The sequence below is a fragment of the Mesorhizobium sp. M1E.F.Ca.ET.063.01.1.1 genome (assembly GCF_003998155.1).
Taxonomy (GTDB): Bacteria; Pseudomonadota; Alphaproteobacteria; order Rhizobiales; family Rhizobiaceae; genus Mesorhizobium.
In genome coordinates, this window is the sequence record NZ_RZSC01000636.1 from 1 (window position 1) to 3,402 (window position 3,402).

The 3,402-nt window shown below is 65.2% G+C and carries 3 protein-coding genes and 1 pseudogene; all 4 read left to right on the forward strand.

Annotated features, from left to right (window positions below):
- Positions 1-342, forward strand: a pseudogene (locus EOA29_RS41725) (hypothetical protein); the annotation flags it as partial.
- Positions 343-373: 31 nt separating this feature from the next.
- Entirely contained in the window at positions 374-1,108 is a 735-nt protein-coding gene (locus tag EOA29_RS29605; RefSeq protein WP_127221989.1) for a 16S rRNA (uracil(1498)-N(3))-methyltransferase, read from the forward strand.
- 274 nt (positions 1,109-1,382) lie between these two features.
- The gene (locus EOA29_RS29610; protein ID WP_127221990.1) at positions 1,383-2,756 is read left to right on the forward strand and encodes a glutamate--cysteine ligase; all 1,374 of its coding nucleotides are present in this window, start codon (positions 1,383-1,385) and stop codon (positions 2,754-2,756) included.
- A 99-nt stretch (positions 2,757-2,855) separates the two neighbouring features.
- On the forward strand, positions 2,856-3,402 hold a 547-nt coding region (locus EOA29_RS29615; RefSeq protein ID WP_127221991.1), incomplete at its 3' end, for a DUF937 domain-containing protein.

The window sequence follows — 3,402 nt, forward strand, 5'->3', positions numbered from 1 at the left end:
TTCGTGGGCCGTTTCGGCGAGGCATTCGACGTTCCCGAACCTCGCGCGCCGATGGTCGACAAGCGGCTGCACAAGGAGCGGCTGGCGTCAGGCGGCCGGCCACCGGCCGTCGCAGCAGTGGAGCTTGGCAACCTGCCCGATGGCTCGATGGTGGCCGACAACGACACCGCCTATGCGCTCCGTGCCGGCAAAGTGCTCGGATGGTCGTTCGCGGGTTATGCCGACCCTATCGCCCTCGACAGTCTCGCCGGTCGGCCGCTACGTCTGCTCACGCCGGCCACCAGCATTTCGGTGCTGAGACAAGGCTACACGCCGGTCTGGCATCCGTCCGCCGATACTTGACGGCAACGCTGCCCTCGCCCATTGCTCGGCCATGCGCGCCAACTACAAGATGCAGCGGCTGTTCGTGCCGGACGATCTCGGGCCAGGCCTCGAATTCGATGCTGGACAACAGCAGAGCCACTATCTCGCGCATGTGCTGCGGCTCGGCGAAGGCGCTAAGGTTCTTCTTTTCAACGGCCGCGACGGCGAATGGTCGGCGGCGATCGCCGCCAGATCCAAGAAGGCAGTCCGGCTCAAGGTGCTCTCCCTGCAGCGGCCGCAGCCGCCACTGCCCGATCTGGTCTATTGCTTCGCGCCGCTGAAGCAGGGCCGGCTCGACTATCTGGTGCAGAAGGCGGTGGAGATGGGCGCCGGCATCCTCCAGCCGATCGTCACCCAGCATACGCAGGTGGCGAAGCCCGGCATCGACCGGCTGCGCGCCAATGTCGTCGAGGCAGCCGAACAATGCGGCATCCTGGCCGTGCCGCAGGTGCGCGAGGCGGAAAAGCTGGAGCGGCTGCTCGGCGGCTGGGACAAGGAGCGGCGGCTGATCTTCTGCGATGAGGACGCCTCAACCAACAATCCGCTGCCGGCCCTGCAGAAGGTGCGGGAGAGAAAACTCGCGCTGCTGGTCGGGCCGGAAGGCGGATTTTCCGATGACGAACGCAAGATGCTGAGGGCGTTGCCTTTCGTCACCGCCATCCCGCTCGGACCGCGCATCCTGCGCGCCGATACGGCGGCGGTGGCGGCGCTCGCGGTGATGCAGGCGACGATCGGCGACTGGTAGGATCTTCCCTTCTCCCCTTGTGGGAGAAGGTGTCGCCGAAGGCGACGGATGAGGGGGGCTCCAGAAGGCACCAACGTCTCACTCCGCTGGACACCCCTCATCCGTCTCGGCGCTAGCGCGTCGATCCACCTTCTCCCACAAGGGGAGAAGGGAAGGCGTGCCATGCAGATCAAATCCAGTTGAGCCGTGGCTCAGGATTTTTCGCTTGATCGGCTACTGACATTTCGTCCATCTAGCGCCCGGCGGTCGGTCGGCCGCTGCGGAGGGCTTTTTCATGGCGCGCGACACAACCGATACCAGTCCCATCGAAGGCATCGACGAACTCGTCGGCTACCTGGCCGCGGGCAACAAGCCGCGCGACAAATGGCGCATCGGCACCGAGCACGAGAAATTCCCCTTCTATGTCGACGGCAATGCGCCGGTGCCCTATGGCGGCGAGCGCGGCATCCGCGCCATCCTGGAAGGCATGCAGCAAAAGCTCGGCTGGGACCCGATCATGGATGCCGGCCGCATCATCGGCCTCGTCGAGCCGACCGGCCAGGGCGCGATCTCGCTGGAGCCGGGCGGGCAGTTCGAGCTTTCCGGCGCGCCGCTGGAGTCGATCCACCAGACCTGCCGCGAGGGCAACGCGCATCTGGCGCAGGTGCGCGAGATCGCCGAGCCCCTCGGCATCCGCTTCCTCGGCCTCGGCGGCAGCCCGAAATGGTCGCTCGCCGAAACGCCGAAAATGCCGAAGTCGCGCTATGAGATCATGACCCGCTACATGCCGAAGGTCGGATCGAAGGGCCTCGACATGATGTACCGCACCTGCACGATCCAGGTGAATCTCGACTTCGAAAGCGAGACCGACATGCGGCGAAAAATGCAGGTGTCGCTGAAGCTGCAGCCGCTGTCGACGGCGCTGTTCGCCAATTCGCCTTTTACCGAGAGCCACCCGAACGGCCTCCAGAGCTGGCGCGGCGACATCTGGCGCGATACTGACAACCAGCGCTCCGGCATGCTGGAATTCTGCTTTGCACCCGACTTCGGCTTTGCCGACTATGTCGAATGGGCGCTCGACGTGCCGATGTATTTCGTCATTCGCGACGGCCACTATCACGACATGACGCGCTACACATTCCGCCAGTTCATGGCGGGTGCCGCCCGCGGCGAAGTGCCCGACGGGCTACCGACATTGGGCGACTGGGCCAACCACCTGTCGACGCTTTTCCCGGATGTGCGGCTGAAGCGCTTCCTCGAAATGCGCGGCGCCGACGGCGGGCCGTGGCGACGCATCTGCGCGCTGCCGGCCTTCTGGGTCGGGCTGCTCTACGACGAGGCGGCGCTGGAGGCCGCCGAGGCGCTGACATCGAGTTGGACCTACAAGGAAGCTCTGGCGATGCGCAATGCGGTGCCGGAGCAAGGCATTGCGGCGCCGTTCCGCAACGCCACCTTGCGCGACGTCGCCCGCGACGTGCTCGCCATCTCGCGCATGGGGCTGAAGAACCGCTGCAAGAAGAACCGCGACGGCTATGACGAGACCTCGTTCCTCAACACCCTCGACGAGGTGGTGGCGCGCGGCACCACCAGCGCCGAGGAGATGCTGTCTGCCTATCACACACGCTGGGGCGGCTCGATCGAGCCGGTATTCATGGAATACGCCTATTAGCCGTTCGCCTGCCGCCTAACAGCGGCTCGGCAAAAGCCGCTTCAATCGGTGATGGAAACGAACTAGGTTCCTCCGTGAGGATATTGCGGAGGAGACCCCATGCCTTCCCTGTTCGACATTTTTTCGCAAGCCCAGAACGGCGCCGGCATGCAGGCGCTGGCTCAGCAATATGGCCTGTCGATGCAGCAGACCCAGGCAGCGATCCAGGCGCTGCTGCCCGCCTTCTCGCAAGGGCTGCAGCGTAACACCGCCGATCCTTACGGGATGGGCGCCTTCATGACGGCGATGGCGAGCGGCCAGCACGCCAAATATTTCGAGGACGCCACCAGAGCCTTTTCGCCGCAAGGCATCAATGAAGGCAATGGCATTCTCGGCCACCTGTTCGGCTCGAAGGACCTGTCGCGCGCCGTCGCCGCCCAGGCCGCGCAGGCTACCGGGCTCAGCCAGCAGGTGCTGCAGCAGATGCTGCCGGCTATGGCCTCGATGATGATGGGCGGGCTGTTCAAGCAGACCAACAATCAGATGCAGGCCGCCGGCGGCTTCGGCGGCGGCAGCAACCCGCTTGGCGAAATCATCGAGGAGATGATGCGGCAGGCGGGAGGCGGCGCGCAGGCGCCGCAACCGCGGCAGGCGCCCAATCCTTATG

Excerpts from the sequence above, each read along its gene's own strand:
- EOA29_RS29605 (WP_127221989.1), top strand. The coding sequence starts at position 374 with ATGCGCGCCAACTACAAGATGCAGCGGCTGTTCGTGCCGGACGATCTC.
- EOA29_RS29610 (WP_127221990.1), top strand. The coding sequence starts at position 1,383 with ATGGCGCGCGACACAACCGATACCAGTCCCATCGAAGGCATCGACGAA.